Genomic DNA, 14,878 nt, shown 5'->3' with positions numbered 1-14,878 from the left:
CGCGCCCCCTCAACGCGGCCGGCCCCGGTGGGGGGGGGTCGGCCGGCCCCCCCCTTCCGGCCGACCCGCGGGAGGATCAGGCCGCGCCGCTGGCGGACCCGCCCTCGTCGGAGCCGTCCGACGCCAGGTCGGCGGCCTCCAGGGCAACCCCGTGCAACGCGTCGAGCGCCTTCCCCAGGTGGCGCTCCACCCCCGACTGCACGGTGTTGCACTCCTTGTCGATCGTGTCCGCGCCCCGGCGGACCGACCCGGATGCCCTGCGGATCGCGTTGATCCGCTCCATCAGCCCGATGGCCGCGGCGATGTTCTCCTCGGCCGTCTCGAGACCCTCGACGTCGCGGCGTGAGCTGGCGGCGACGGCGCTCGTGCGCATGAGCTGCACAGCAGTGCGCAGCAGGTCGGGCGACTCGATCGACGGGTCGAACGCGATGACCACCCGGCGCGAGCCCAGCACCCGGATCGTCTGGCCCTGGTTCTGGGCGGCACTGCGGACCACCCCGACCGAGGCGGCCGCCGCACGGTTGCGCTCGGCCTCGTCGAGGTAGTCGTTCCAGGCCCGGCGGTCGTGCGAGTCGTGCATCTCGATCACGACGCGGGCCTGACCGCCACCGACGCTGAGCACCCCGTCGCCCTTCTTGCAGCTGCGGATCGCACCGGCGAACCCACCCGTGCTGACGTACTCGTCGCCCAGCCCGGCCGCGATCTGCTCCATCACCGCGTCGACCTCGGCCTCGAAGCCGCCGCCCTTGAGCGGGGTCACACTGGCCGTCCTCGCGGCGGCCTGCTGCGCCGCCTTCGCCACCTCGACGGCCTTCGCGAGCTCGTCGACCTTCCCGACGAGCGCGAGGTGGTTCTTGTCCATCGACACGGTCAGGGTCTGCTGCTGCTCGGCCAGCGCCGCGGCCTGCTTCGCGAACGGCGACGTCGGGTCGGCGGGGTCGAACTGGCGGCTCACCTTGTCGAGCAGCTTGTCGGTCTGCTCGAAGGCCCGCTCGCCGATGGTGCGCCCGGCCGCGTCGAGGACGGGGCCGAGCTTGGCGAGCAGCTCGGGGTTGTCGCCCCCGACGAGCCGCTCGATCTCGTCGCGCAGCGCCTTGGTCGACAGCTCGACGGTCGCCGCGAAGCCCTTGCGCCCGGCGGCCTCGGTGTCGAGGATCGCCTTGCGCGCCGCGTCGGCGGCCTTGCCCATGGCGTCCGCGGCGGTGGCTGCCGCCTTGGCGGTGGCCTCGGCGGCGCGCCCGCTCGACTCCACGGTCCGCGTGCCGACCTCGGTGATGAGCTTCTCGAGCTCGAACGTGTCCTGTGCGCTGCCGGCCGACGCGATGGCCCGAGCCCCGACGCCGAGCGCCTGGGTCACGAACGGCGCGAGCTCCGCCGACGCCATCTCGTCGGCCCCGAGGGTGGCGCCGCGGGTGCCCGTCGACCAGCGGCGGGCCTCCGTCACGACCTCCGAGTCCGTGACGGTCAGGTGGTCGATGACGACGGCCGGCGTGGCGGCGTCGAAGGCCACGGCGGCGGGTGGTGTCGTGGTGGGGCGGTCGCTCATGATGACTCCTCCGGTTCGCCGGCTGCGGGGGTGCTGCCGGTGATCCGAGACTGGCGGTTCATCACCAATCCACCGAACGGCGCCCCTGATAACCCCCCTTATCGTGATCCACCGCGCCTATGTCGCCCATCTGCCCTACGGTGAGACACAGACATCACCAAGGAGTGGAGGGAACGCACATGACGACCATGTCGGCCTTGCACGTCTCCCTCTCCGACGTCGCGCGCCTGGCGGGGGTGCAGCGCCCGGTCGCCTCGATGTGGCGCAAGCGCCCTCACGAGGCCCGCCCCTTCCCGAAGCCGGTCGCGGTCATCGACGGGCAGGACCGCTTCGACGCCGTCGAGATCGCCGACTACCTGGTAGCCACCGGCCGCGGCAACACCCGCGTCGAGCGTGAGGACGTCGCCGCCCACGCCACCCTCGCCGGCGTCCCCGGCCTGTCCGAGTCGACCGTCTTCACCGCTCTCAGCGCGCTGCTCACCCTCAGCGTCGTGACCGGCGAGCCGCTCGCCGATCTCACCAGTGACGACGTGCTTGCTCTAGCGGTGGGGGCCGATCCCGACGACACCCACCTGCGCCACGAGATCGAGGCCGTCACTCCCCACCTCGAAGCCCTCGCCGCGCACGCCGACGCCCTCGCCGATGCCTCCTACTCCGTCCCCGCCGCGTTCGAACTGCTCCTGCGCCAACACCGCGTACTGCCCGGCCGCGCCGCCGTCGCACTGCGCGACGAGCCGGTCGACCTGGTGGCCCAGGTTGCGGTCGCGCTCGCCGCCGAAGCGGACTGGGACGCACCGCTGTTCGCCGACGTCACCGACGGCAGCGGTGACCTGCTGCTCAAGACCCTTGATGGGTATGCCGCTGAGCCTGCTCCGAGCGCCGCCACCGTGCCGCTCGACTCCCCTTCGGCCCGGCTGCTGCGACGCAGGCTGCGGGTCAACGACATTCACCGGGTCGACGTGAGCCTCGACGACGACGCGGACCTCACCGTGTCGAGCGTCGGGTTCGACGGGATCGTGCATGTCCTGCAGCTGCCGACCCCCGCCGTGCCGTCGATGTCGGATCTGGAGGTCCTGGACACCATCGGTGACCTGCTCGTGCAGCTCGCCGACGACTCCCGGGTCGTCGTCATCGGCCCGGCGAGCGCCCTGACGGACCGGCCTGCCGACGCGGCGACCGACCGAGCCCGGGATTCGGTGCTGCGCAGCGACCGGTTGCGCGCCGCGATCCGGCTGCCCGCGGGCCTCGTGGTGCACTCGCCGCGGCGGCATCTTGCGCTGTGGGCGCTCGGGCCGGCCCACCCGGACGTGCCGATCGCGGAACGGTGGACGGTGATCGGAGACCTGTCCGACGTGGTTCTCGATGGGGCGGCGATCGCCGACGTGGTCACCGATGTCGTCGCCTCGATGACGAGCCCACACGAAGCCCGGACCCACTCGTACCGCTTCGCGCGTCGCGTCGCGACGGCCACGTTGATCCCCGGCCGGAGAGCACTGGTACCCAACGTGATCCGTAAGGCGGCAGGGGATGCTCATGTGGTGTCGCTGGGTGCGGCGGTCGAGCAGCGGCTGTGCCGCATCCTGCCCGGCAACCGGGTCCGGCCCGAGGACCTGCTCACGCACGGACGACCGGTCGTCGGTCCGGCCGAGCTGCTGGGCGAGGTCCCGGTCGGCAGTCGCGCGGTCGACCCGGTCACGTTCCCGTCGGCGTATCCCGCATCGCGCTACACCGAGCCGGGCGACGTCGTCTTCTGCGCGGCACCAAGCGTTGCGGCGTGGGTCGACCGGGAGGGCGGCGCGGTGGTGCTGAGCCCGGCGAAGGCGGTGCGGGTCGCGCGCCACACGGATGCGACAGGCCCGGACCACGGCAGCCCGGTGCTGCATCCAGACGTCCTCGCGGCGGACATCGCCAACACAGCCCGCTCCGCGACCGGGGAGTCGAAGGACTGGCGGCGCTGGCCCATCCGCCTCGTGTCCCGCGACCGACACGTTGCCCTGACCACCGAGCTCGACCGGATCACCGCCGAGCGAGCAGACCTGACAGCGAAGCTCGCCGACCTCGACGCCCAAGCCGGGCGAGCGATCGACGAGGCGACCAGACCCAGAGAGGAAGGACCCTGACGATGCCACCGAGGAAGAAGACGAGTAGGGCAACGAGGACGGCAGCGGCTCCGGCTGCTCCATCGACCATGAAGGAGCTCAAGGACACCCTGTGGAAGGCCGCCGACAAGCTGCGCGGCTCGATGGACGCCTCGCAGTACAAGGACGTCGTGCTCGGGCTCGTCTTCCTCAAGTACGTGTCCGACTCGTTCACCGCGCGCCGTGACGAGCTGCGGGCCGAGCTCGTTGAGTTCGGCATCGGCGAGGACCGGCTCGAGGCAGAGCTGAGCGACCTGGACGAATACCGTGCCCACAACGTCTTCTTCGTGCCGTCGAGCGCTCGGTGGGGGTACCTGTCCGCGCACGCGAAGGGCCTGCCCGCCCAGGACGGTGAGCCGGGCAAGACCATCGGCCAACTGATCGACGACGCGTTTGTGCTGCTCGTCGGCGCGAACCCCGTCCTCAAGGGTGCCGTGCCCAGCGGGTTCAACCGTGAGTCGGTCGACCAGCGCCGGCTCGGGGAGCTGCTCGACATCCTCAACACCGCCCGCTTCACCGGCGAGGGCGCCGCGCGGGCCCGGGACCTGCTCGGCGAGGTGTACGAGTACTTCCTCGAGAAGTTCGCCCAAGCCGAGGGCAAACGCGGCGGCGAGTTCTTCACCCCGCCCTCGGTGGTCCGGGTGCTGGTCAACGTCCTCGAGCCGGCCCAGGGCCGGATCTATGACCCCTGCTGCGGGTCCGGTGGCATGTTCGTGCAGGCCGAGAAGTTCCTCGAGGCGCACGAGAAGGACAAGACCGCCCTGTCGATCTACGGGCAGGAGAACAACGAGCGAACCTGGCGGATGGCCCGGATGAACCTCGCGATCCACGGCCTGAACGGCAACCTCGGGCCGGTCTGGGGCGACACGTTCGCCCGCGACCTGCACGCAGACGTCCAGGCCGACTACGTGCTGGCGAACCCGCCGTTCAACATCAAGGACTGGCACCGCAAGGAGGACGACCCGCGCTGGCGCTATGGCGTGCCCCCGGCCGGGAACGCGAACTACGCGTGGATCCAGCACATTCTGAGCAAGCTCGCCCCGGGTGGTTCGGCGGGGGTCGTCATGGCGAACGGGTCGCTGTCGACGAACTCCGGCGGGGAGGGCGAGATCCGCGCCCAGATCGTCGAGGCGGACCTGGTGTCGTGCATGGTGGCGCTGCCCAGCCAGCTGTTCCGCAGCACGGGGATCCCGGCGTGTCTGTGGTTCTTCACGAAGGACAAGGCGGCCGGGATGCATGGCTCGGTCGACCGGACCGGGCAGGTGCTGTTCATCGACGCGCGGGACCTGGGGTACATGATCGACCGCGCCCAGCGGTCTCTCGCCGACGAGGACATCGCGAGGATCGCGGACACGTATCACGCCTGGCTCGGGACCGAGTCGGCTCAGGCGAAGGGTCTGGCGTATGAGGACGTTCCCGGTTTCTGCAAGAGCGCGACTCTCCAGGAGATCAAGGAGTCGGACTACGCGCTGACACCAGGGCGGTACGTCGGCGCCGCTGAAGCAGAGGACGACGGTGAACCGATCGAGGAGAAGATCGAGCGTTTGACGAAGGAGCTGTTCGCCGAGTTCGACGAGAGCGCACGCCTCGAGGCCGAGGTTCGTCACCAGCTCGGGAGGATCGATGTTTGATTGGCAGTCGACCAAGTGGGGTAGCGTCGCGACCCTTGTCTATGGCAAGGCGCTTACCGGATACGACCGGGAGTCTGACTCTGGGCCGGTCCGCGTGTACGGGACGAACGGCCCAATAGGCTGGCATGTCGACGCAATGCATCCCGGTGGTCGAGTCATCATTGGACGTAAGGGTGCCTACAGAGGCGTACACTTCGCGGCCGGCCCCTTCTGGGTCATTGATACTGCGTACTACCTCGACCACGACGGCGAGATTGACGCACGATGGGCCTACTACTCGCTAACAAACACAGACATCAATGGCCTGGGTTCAGGGTCGGCAATACCGTCCACCGCGCGCGAGGATTTCTACGCCCTTACTGTGAGCGTTCCTCGCCTCGATGAGCAGCGGGCGATTTCGGAGGTGTTGGGGGCGCTCGACGACAAGATCGCCGCCAACGCCAACCTGGTAACGGCGGCCGAAGCCCTGATGCGGAGCATCGCTGCATCCACCTCGGAGCTGACAACGGTGAGCCAGATCGCCAAGCAGATCACGAAGCAATTGAAGCCCGAGTCCTTCGTGGACGATGTTGCGCACTTCAGCCTGCCTGCGTTCGACGAGGGCTCACCGGAGCTGACCGCGGGGTCCTCGATCATGAGCAACAAGTTCGCATTCGAGCAGCCTGCTGTCCTCATGTCGAAGCTCAACCCGCGTATTCCTCGGCTCTGGAACATTCCGGTGCGACCGGACCAGATGGCCTTGGCCTCAACTGAGTTCGTTGTCCTCGCGCCTCAAGGAGTCGGTGTCTCCACGCTCTGGTCTGTCTTGGCACAACGAGACGTGTGGACGCGGCTCAAGGGCAAGGTGGCCGGCACGTCAGGTAGCCATCAGCGCGTCAAGCCGGCGGAGATCATGTCCCTCACGGTCCGGGACCCACGGTCTCTCCCTCATGTGCGACAGCACTCGCTGGAGACCCTGGGACTGCGGTGTCACGCGTCCCGCGAGGGGAGTCGCCGACTTGCGGCCGTCCGGGATGCGCTGTTGCCGGGGTTGATGTCAGGCAGGATCCGGGTCAAGGACGCAGAACGGGTCGTGGGGGAGGCTGTGTGAGATGAGCCCAGGTTTCGGGGGGATCAGCGAGGCGGAGTGGGAAGAATCCGCGCTCGAGGCGCTGGCCGGGCACGGGTGGGTTCCCAAGCAGGGCAAGGAGATCGCGCCCGGTTCGGGGGAACGCGAGTCGTGGGACGAGCTCGTCCTGCCGTCGCGTCTGCTGGAGGCGCTGCAGCGACTGAACCCTTCGGTCCCGGTGCAGTACCTCAAGCAGGCCGCCGCCGAGGTCACGCGCCCGTCGTCGGCCGACGCGATCACCGAGAACCGCCGCACCCATGTCTTCATGACGGAGGGCTACCGCGGCATCTCGTGGATCGACCACGAAGGTGTCGAGCACAACCCGACGATCCGGCTGGTCAGCACGGAGCCGTCGGAGAACGACTACCTCGCGGTGAACCAGGTGACGGTCCGTTCGCACGAGGTGGAGCGCCGGTTCGACCTGGTCCTCTACTGCAACGGCCTGCCGGTCTCGATCGTCGAGCTGAAGCGGGCCGGTACGCAGGGCGCGGACGTTGCTGCCGCCCACGCCCAGCTCGCGACCTACGTGCGGGAGCTACCGATGGCGTTCCGGTTCGCGGTGCTCACGGTCGCGAGCGACGGGGTCGTTGCGAAGTACGGCACGCCGTTCACGCCGCTCAACCACTTCTCGCCGTGGAACGTCGACGACGACGGCGACCCGCTCGGGTTCGGCCACTTCGACCATGAGGCGGGCCACGACGAACACCTGGGTACCGGCCTCGACCACCTCATCGACGGGGTGTTCAACCAGGACCGGTTCCTGCAGCTGCTGCGCAACTTCACCGCGTTCGACCGCGGCGCCGAGGGGTTGGCGAAGCGGATCGCCAAGCCGCACCAGTACTTCGCCGTCAACAAGGCAGTCGCCCGCACCATCGAGGCGGTCCGCTCACACGGCAAGGCCGGTGTCGTCTGGCACACGCAGGGCTCCGGCAAGTCGATGGAGATGGAGCTCTACACCCACTACGTGCAACGCCACCCGGCGCTGGCGAACCCGACCGTCATCGTCGTGACCGACCGCAACGAGCTGGACGGTCAGCTGTTCGACGCCTTCCAACAGAGCCTGCTGCTGCCCGAGTCCCCGGTGCAGGTCACCAAGCGCGCCGAGCTCCGAGAGACGCTGACCGACCGGGTCACCGGCGGGATCATCTTCACGACCTTGCAGAAGTTCGGGCTGTCCAAGGAGGAGAAGGACGCGGGCGAGTCACACCCGCTCCTGTCGGACCGGCGCAACATCATCGTCATCGTCGACGAGGCCCACCGCAGCCACTACGACAGCCTCGACGGCTACGCCCGGCACCTGAAGGACGCCCTGCCGAACGCGACCCTCATCGCCTTCACCGGTACCCCGATCTCGTTCAAGGACAAGAACACCCGCGCGGTGTTCGGCGACTACATCGACATCTACGACCTGACTCGCGCGGTCAAGGACGGCGCGACGGTGCCGGTGCACTTCGAGCCCCGCCTGATCAAGGTGAGCCTCGCCGAGGGAGTGTCCGAGGATGAGGTCGACGCGGCCGCCGACGAGCTCACCGCTGGCCTCGACGACCTCGAGCGGGAGCGGATCGAGCGCAGTGTCGCCGTCGTCAACGCGGTGTATGGCGCTCCCGTCCGGATCACGAAGCTCGCCGAGGACCTCGTCGCCCACTGGGAGACCCGACGGGCGGTGATGGAGAAGTTCATCGAGGTACCTGGCAAGGCACTGGTCGTCGGCGGCACCCGGGAGATCTGCGCCAAGCTGTATGACGCGATCATCGAGCTGCGCCCGGACTGGCACTCGGACGATAACGCCCAGGGCAAGATCAAGGTCGTCTACACCGGCACCCCGTCCGACCCGCTCCCGATCGTCAAGCACGTGCGCCGCGAGTCGCAGAACAAGGTGATCAAGGCGCGCCTGAAGGACGAGGACGACGAGCTCGAGCTGGTCATCGTCAACTCGATGATGCTCACCGGCTACGACTCCCCGCCGCTGCACACCCTCTATCTGGACCGCCCGCTGAAGGGCGCGCTGCTGATGCAGACCCTGGCCCGGGTGAACCGGACCTTCCGTGGCAAGCAGGACGGCCTGCTCGTCGCCTACGCGCCGCTCGCGGAGAACCTGCACGCTGCGCTGGCCGAGTACACCAGCGAGGACCAGGCGAACCAGCCCCTCGGACGGGACTTCAGTGCGGCGGTCGAGCTGACCCGGGAGCTGTTGGCGAGACTCGACGAGCTCGTCGACGGGTATGACTGGCGCAAGGCCTACGCAGACCGCGCGGCCCGTGGGGACAAGAGAGCCTACGTCGCGGTGGTGACGAAAACGGTTGACTACCTGCGGGATCCGGCCACTGCGGGCAACACGGTTGCCTCGGAGGCAGGTCGGCAGGACGAGGACGGCGGCGACGTGGAGACTCGCTCGGCGGCATACCGTCGCGTGTCGAGCCAGCTGGCGCGGGCCTGGGCGTTGTGCGCGGCCTCGGGGCAGCTGGAGGACGTGCGCGGGGAAGTCCGCTTCTATGAGGAGGTGCGCGTCTGGATGGCCAAGCTGGACGCGGAGGAGCGGCAGTCGCGCGGTGAGCCGGTCCCGGCGGACGTGCAGCGGCTGCTCGGCGCGTTGATCGCGGAGAGTACCGAGACCGGGGAGGTGCTCGACATCTACGAGGCGGCCGGGATGCCGAAGCCGAGCCTGATGGAGCTGGGGCCGGACTTCGTGGCGCAGGCGCAGGCGGCGGCCAACCCCCACCTGGCGATCGAGGCGCTGCGGGACCTGGTGGCCAAGGAGTCGGTCAAGGCGAGCGGGACGAACACGATCCGGGCGCGGGCGTTCTCGGAGCGGATCGCCGAGGTGATGCGCAAGTACACGAACCAGCAGTTGACCTCGGCCGAGGTGATAGCGGAGCTGATCGAGCTGGCCCGCGAGGTGGTCGACGAGGCGCATCGGGGCGAGCGGTTCGACCCGCCGCTGCAGGTCGACGAGCTGACGTTCTATGACGCGGTGTCGCAGAACGAGTCGGCCCTCGATGTGCTGGGGGAGGGGGTGCTCGCGGACATCGCGCGGGACCTGGTGTCGGTGATGCGCCGGGACGTCCGCACGGACTGGACGGTGCGCGAGGACGTACGGGCCAAGCTGCGCACGACGATCAAGCGGCTGTTGATGAAGTACGGGTACCCACCGGACAAGCAGCCGGCCGCGATCAAGCTGGTGATGGATCAGATGGAGGCCATGGCGCCGCGGTACGCGGAGGAGTTGCGGTGAAGATCGGTAAAGGAGGTAGCGGACAGCCGAAGTCGGCGACCAAAGGAGGCAAGGCGTCGCGGCGTGCGAAGCCGGTTCCCTCGGCGACCGTCTGCCCCGTGTGCGCCAAGACGGTGCCCGTGAAGAAGGGAGTCCTGGTCAAGCATCGAGTGAAGGGTGGCCTCTTCTGCCGAGGCGGAGGGGCAAAACGGCGACAGGCTGGTCGCAAGACCCGGGTGATTCGACCGGCTGACGGAGTGTGGGGCGGAGCGCCTGAGCGAACCGCCCGGAGCTCGCCTGACTCTTCCAGGGGGCTGTGGCGGCCAGGCAAGAACTGGAACGAGCAAAGGTCTACCGAAGAGTGACCGGTCGGATAGGGGAAAGAGGTTTGGCCACCATGAGGGAGGAGAGCCTGCGAGTGGCCGCGCGGGGCCGCGGGGCTGTCCGACGTGGCTCTGATCAGCGGCCGTGTTGCTCGATCGTTGATGCGAGGTGCCACGGAAGGGACCGAAGGGAGGATCGATGGACGAGGATGTTGTCGATGTCTCGGAGTGGTCAGTCATCGACGATGAGCCCGAAGGCCAAGATCCGGACAAGCTCTGGATCGCGCCGACGCCCACTGCCGAACGGCATGAACAGTGGCTCTGGAAGCCGAGGCGGACCACGGCGGGTGGTAAGGATGCTCAGATCAACGACGTGGCCGAGGTGGTCACTTCGCGGATTGCGGCGCAACTCGGCATCCCGGCTGCCGAATGCCGCTACGCCGGCCGAGCGGGAGTCCTTGGCCTCATCTCTCGTAACGTCGCTCCGGAAGGTTTCGACCTGAACGTCGGAGCCACCTACCTGGTGGGCGCCCCCGGCTACTCGAGACAAGAACCAGTGGCGGACGAGCAAGGCCGTCGCCGGGGCCTGCTCAGGCGCGATAGCGGGTACACACTCGACGCCGTCGAGTATGTGCTTCGTGGTCTTGATGGCCCGCCGGCTTCGGCCGGACTGAGCGCCCTGCAGGTCTTCAGCGGCTACCTGTTGCTGGATGCCCTCACGGCAAACACGGATCGTCACCCTGGCAATTGGGCGCTGCTGACCTCGCCTGAAGGGAAGCGTTGCCTCGCCCCCACCTTCGACCACGGGAGCGCGCTCGGTTCAGGGCTGACCGACACGAATCGGTCCCGTCAGGACGTGGCGTCATGGTGCGCAAAGGGGCTCGCCAAGAGCTTCGAACCCAAGGGCCAGACGCTGCTCCAGCTCGCAAACGAGGCGATGGAACGCTGGGATGGCGAGGTCTGGCGAGAGAGGTTGGGCTCGCTGCCGCCGATCGGCGACCTTGGCATACTGGAGGCACCGCCGAACCGATTGTCGGTCGTTGCGTCTACGTTCATGGCAGGCATCGTCGAGGTCAACAGAAGGAGGTTGCGCCATGTTGACGACGGTCAGGACTGATCGGCTGCTTGTCACACGCCAGGACCCGAAGACGCGGCGGTATCAGGCGCTCGGCGAGCTGACTCTCCGCGATGGGCAGTATGTGTTCACCTACTACGACGGTGCTCCGGTCGAACTGCCAGGTCTCCGTCGAGGCCGCGAGCACATGAGTGAGACGTTGTTCCCGGTCTTCGGCGAGCGAGTGATGTCATCCCATCGGCGCGACCACCGGCGGGCGATGGAGCAACTCGACTTGGGTCCCGACGCTGAGCCCTTCGAGGTGCTTGCCGTGTCTGGTGGCCGCCGGACCGGCGACACATATGAGCTGACGCCATTGCCCGAACCAGGCGTCGTAGACCTGCCCTTCTTCGTTCACGGGGTGCGCTACCTGACTGACGTCGAGCGTGCATGCCTCGACCAATTGACGCCCGGTCAACGCCTGAGGTTTGAGCCCGAGGAGTCCAACCCAAAGAACTCTCGAGCCCTGCTCGTTGCCAGCGACGGCACGCGGCTCGGGTACGTTCCCGATCCGCTGCTGGAGGTCGTCAGGCGGGTGATGGCGGGTGAGCACGTGCTGCAGGTTGTGCGCGTGAACCTTCCGGATGCGGGCCTCCATCAACGGTTGCTGGTTCGGCTCACGGGAACTCTGCCCGGCTGACTCGGGCCTGCTCGTCCCTCGCGGCAGGGCAAGTACGCAGCCGGCTCTCGAAGTGGATCCGACACCGAGTGGCTGGAGCTGGGCGTCGGCGCCTGTGTCGAACTCGCGAGAGAGAAGACCGGAGGGGTCGACAGGCGGCGAAGTGACGCAAGCGAGTGCGCCGCGGTGCAGGCGGACCCGGCTGGCGTTCGCCCGTCAGGTGTCAGCCATGAGCTTTCGCACGACCCACTGGTTGAGGCTGAGGTTCTCCTCAGCCGCGCGCAGCGCCACCTCTCGGTGCAACTTCTCGCCCAGTCGTAGGTTGAACTTGCCCGAAAAGCTGCGCTCAGAGATCGGCTCCGGCACGTCCTCGCCCTGCTCCTGGATGTCGACGATGACGTCTGCCAATACCGATTCGAGTCCATCGAGGGCCTCAAACTGGGTCGGGGCCAGCCATGAGAGGGATGGGAACTCAGCCACGGTGGCCACGAACTCTCCGTCCTCGGCTAACCAGGCCACGCGGTAGGTGTAGTGAGACACCTCGATCTGCGGTCGCTCTGGGGTGTCCGTCACTTGCCCTCCTTCTTGTCGATCGCCTTGAGCACTTGGCGCACTTGGTACGCCTTGGCCCCTTGGCCTTGCCTTTGGCGTTCTGGATATTCACTCGGGGGTCACCCGGCCACGGGGTCTTGAACACCGCGTGCGAGGACCCGATCTGGCGAGGCTTCCCGAAGTAGTGTTCACAGACCCTGTGGAGGTCGTTGTAGGCGATGTTCTGCTGGTTGGTGCGCATCGCCGCAACGGTCGACTCCACCGAGGTCACCATTCGATGGTACTGGATGCAGTACCATCGAACAGTTTTGGGCGGCCACGGATCGACCACCGCCGGCCCCGGTGGCTCTGACAGCTGTCTCGGCTGGGCGGGTGGTCACACGGCTGCCGCGCACATTCACTGGCCACGCGGGGGCGCCACCGCTGGGCTCCCCCGCGGGGCAGCGGACGGCGAGCCGAGGTCACACGCCGGCGACGTGGGCGGTGAGGAAGTGGACGCCGTGCCGGTCGAGGTTGCCGCGGGCCCGGTTGTAGTGCTCGGTGGTTCGCGGGTCGGCGTAGTCCTTGATCCGCACCGCGGCCGCTTCGGAGGTCCGGAGGGCGTTGATGCCGAGCAGGTACGCGAGGGCGCCGTGATGCACGGTGATGGTTTGGGCGACCTGCAGGAATCTGCTGAGCTCGAGCCGGTCCAGTCCTTGGGTGCGGGACTCGTCGCGGTGGATCTTCGGCAGCCGCGTGTAGACGGCCGGGTCGGAGGGGATCAGGGCCGTCGATGTGGGCGAAGCGGAAGTAGCCGCGGACGGCGTGCATCATCGTGACAACCGAGGAGTCCATCAGCCCCCGGTCGCCGAGCTGGTGGATGTAGAGCTCGACGTGGGCGCGCTGGATCCCGACCAGCGGGTCGAGCCCGTTGCTATCGCACCAGGCGAACCACTGCCGCAGCTGGAACGAGTACAGGGCGTGGGTGCGCCCGGGATAGCGGGCCAAGTAGGACACCGCCGCCAACTGCGCGCGGTCAGCATCGTCGCGGGCTGGAACGGGAGAAGAGCCGTTGGAGCGGACATGAAGTCACCTCACGCCGCGACTGGCTACCGGCCCAGACCGGGCCACTCCCGGAGAGGCGAGTGGTCTTCGTCGCATGTCGACCCTGGTAGACCAGAAACCCTGGGAGGCGCGACGCGGTGCGCAAAGAACAGCGCGGTGGCGGGGCTCCGACCCGAGGACCCCGACGGGGCGGGCAAGACGTCGCCTGGCCCTTGCCCAAGGGCTTCGCGCGCGTGCCGAGACCAGATCGCTACCGCGGCCGAGCAGCGCGTCGAGACAGGGGCGCCCCGGTGACCGCCTAGCTGCAGCCGTGCCTCCGGCCTCGGGCTGCTGCTCGGCCAGCGCCCCGGAGAGCCATCTGCGGGAACAGATGGCTGTCAGTACAGATGACTGTTAGTCGGCCGCGAACCCGCAAGGTCGATCTGTCTGGCACAGTCGACGTGTGGCTGGCTTCGATTACGAGTTCTCGTACACCGACTTGCAGCGGCCATACGTCGAGGCGTGTGAGCGTGTAGCCAAGGCACGGGCGCGCTCACTCTCCTGCAGGTGGCACACCTCGCACCGTACCAACGAACCGGTCGCGTGCTACATGGTCGACGGGCAAACCCGTCGACTGGATCTCCTCGGACGGGTGCTGGAGTTGGATCTACCGCTCGTCTGCCAAGGCGTCGACGGGTCGCTGGCTCCGGCACGAGCGTTCGCACTTGGAATGGGGATCGCGGAGCTCTTCCTAGTCGGCCGAGACACAACGCGAGGCGAGGGACGACAAATGCTTCGTCCGCGCAAGGAGACCTCCCTCTACTACCCGGTGTACGAACTCGCCGGCGACGGCGCAGGCATGTCGATGCTCGAAGCGAGGCTCAGGATCTCGGAGAACGTCCTCGCCGACTACGCACTTGGCCGTGTCGACGACTCGGTGGCTTTGGAGGAACTGCACACGGCTATCGAGAAGGTCATGCGGGCGCTGGTGCCTAAGAGCGAGCGGTTCGGATGGCCTGAGCTACGCGAACAGTGCCACTCCCTCGGGCTACTGCCCGAACCCAAGATGTACGCCCTACTTACACCAGATTGGGGACTGTCCGACGTCCACGCGCACGCTCCAGACGAGGTGCTGGCCACGCTCGCGCGTCACCGAAACCGTGCGAAACACGAACCACAGTCCGCGGCTGATGGCTGGCTCCGCACCCATTGGGAATGTGTCGCGTCCATCATCGAAACGCTCGCCGGCCGGCTCGGCTCGGCGCATGACGTGCAGCCAATCTCGCACGACGCCCACCACGGAGCCGATTAGCGCAAAGCGTCACGTTCGCCGCTCCACAATCTTGGCTGCGCCTCGACAGCAGGCGGCGGTGTGACGCTAGTCCGAGCGGCGCAACTCGCGGCAGTTCCGGACGAGCGTAGCCGTCCTCAGTGCAGCTGATGAGCGGACGTCTACCTGGTGGGGCACAACTGCGGTTTTGCTCGGCGCGGAAGAGGCCCGATGCCCTCGTCTGCCGTTCAGGTGCTCTCCGCCGACGAGCCTGAGCGCGGCGGTCATGAGGTGGAACGTACCCGCTTTGGTGGACACGGGGATTAGCTGCCCGGGAATTGGA

At 67.9% G+C, this 14,878-nt stretch carries 10 protein-coding genes; 7 read left to right on the top strand and 3 right to left on the bottom strand.

All coding sequences use genetic code 11. The annotated features are described in order from the left end of the window. Positions 1-76: 76 nt before the first annotated feature. Positions 77-1,546 (bottom strand): Fis family transcriptional regulator, encoded by a 1,470-nt coding sequence (locus L0H79_RS14550; protein WP_301485353.1) that lies wholly within the window; start codon positions 1,544-1,546, stop codon positions 77-79. A 179-nt stretch (positions 1,547-1,725) separates the two neighbouring features. On the opposite strand from L0H79_RS14550, the gene L0H79_RS14545 reads away from it, so the two are divergent. From L0H79_RS14545 to L0H79_RS14520, 6 genes are all read left to right on the top strand, one after another. Then, positions 1,726-3,666 carry a hypothetical protein gene (locus tag L0H79_RS14545; protein ID WP_301485352.1) on the top strand — a complete coding sequence of 647 codons (1,941 nt, stop codon included), beginning with the start codon at positions 1,726-1,728 and terminating at the stop codon, positions 3,664-3,666. 2 nt (positions 3,667-3,668) lie between these two features. Further along, a complete protein-coding gene (locus L0H79_RS14540; protein ID WP_301485351.1) occupies positions 3,669-5,315 on the top strand; it encodes a class I SAM-dependent DNA methyltransferase in 1,647 nt (548 codons plus the stop codon). Next, positions 5,308-6,405, top strand: coding sequence for a restriction endonuclease subunit S (locus L0H79_RS14535; protein ID WP_301485350.1), 1,098 nt, complete (start codon positions 5,308-5,310; stop codon positions 6,403-6,405). Before L0H79_RS14540 ends, L0H79_RS14535 begins: the two co-directional genes overlap by 8 nt. Before the next feature lies 1 nt (position 6,406). After that, on the top strand, positions 6,407-9,655 hold the full coding sequence (locus tag L0H79_RS14530; RefSeq protein ID WP_301485349.1) for a type I restriction endonuclease subunit R: 3,249 nt from the start codon (positions 6,407-6,409) through the stop codon (positions 9,653-9,655). Between the two features lie 501 nt (positions 9,656-10,156). Then, entirely contained in the window at positions 10,157-11,074 is a 918-nt protein-coding gene (locus tag L0H79_RS14525; RefSeq protein ID WP_301485348.1) for a HipA domain-containing protein, read from the top strand. Then, complete coding sequence (locus L0H79_RS14520) at positions 11,052-11,711, top strand: HIRAN domain-containing protein (protein ID WP_301485347.1); 660 nt, start codon at positions 11,052-11,054, stop codon at positions 11,709-11,711. Before L0H79_RS14525 ends, L0H79_RS14520 begins: the two co-directional genes overlap by 23 nt. A 195-nt stretch (positions 11,712-11,906) precedes the next feature. Here L0H79_RS14520 and L0H79_RS14515 read toward each other — a convergent pair whose 3' ends face one another. Both L0H79_RS14515 and L0H79_RS14510 read right to left on the bottom strand, forming a co-directional pair. Further along, the gene (locus tag L0H79_RS14515) at positions 11,907-12,263 is read right to left on the bottom strand and encodes a type II toxin-antitoxin system HicB family antitoxin (protein WP_301485346.1); all 357 of its coding nucleotides are present in this window, start codon (positions 12,261-12,263) and stop codon (positions 11,907-11,909) included. Positions 12,264-12,703: 440 nt separating this feature from the next. Next, positions 12,704-12,883: a hypothetical protein gene (locus tag L0H79_RS14510; protein WP_301485345.1), complete on the bottom strand. Its 180-nt coding sequence runs from the start codon at positions 12,881-12,883 to the stop codon at positions 12,704-12,706. A gap of 845 nt (positions 12,884-13,728) precedes the next feature. Between L0H79_RS14510 and L0H79_RS14505 the strand changes: the two genes are divergently transcribed. Beyond that, on the top strand, positions 13,729-14,577 hold the full coding sequence (locus tag L0H79_RS14505; RefSeq protein WP_301485344.1) for a hypothetical protein: 849 nt from the start codon (positions 13,729-13,731) through the stop codon (positions 14,575-14,577). The last annotated feature ends 301 nt before the right edge of the window (positions 14,578-14,878 follow it).

The sequence above is a fragment of the Intrasporangium sp. genome (assembly GCF_030452765.1).
Lineage (GTDB): Bacteria > Actinomycetota > Actinomycetes > Actinomycetales > Dermatophilaceae > Intrasporangium_A.
This window is presented reverse-complemented; position numbering and strand designations above follow the sequence as displayed.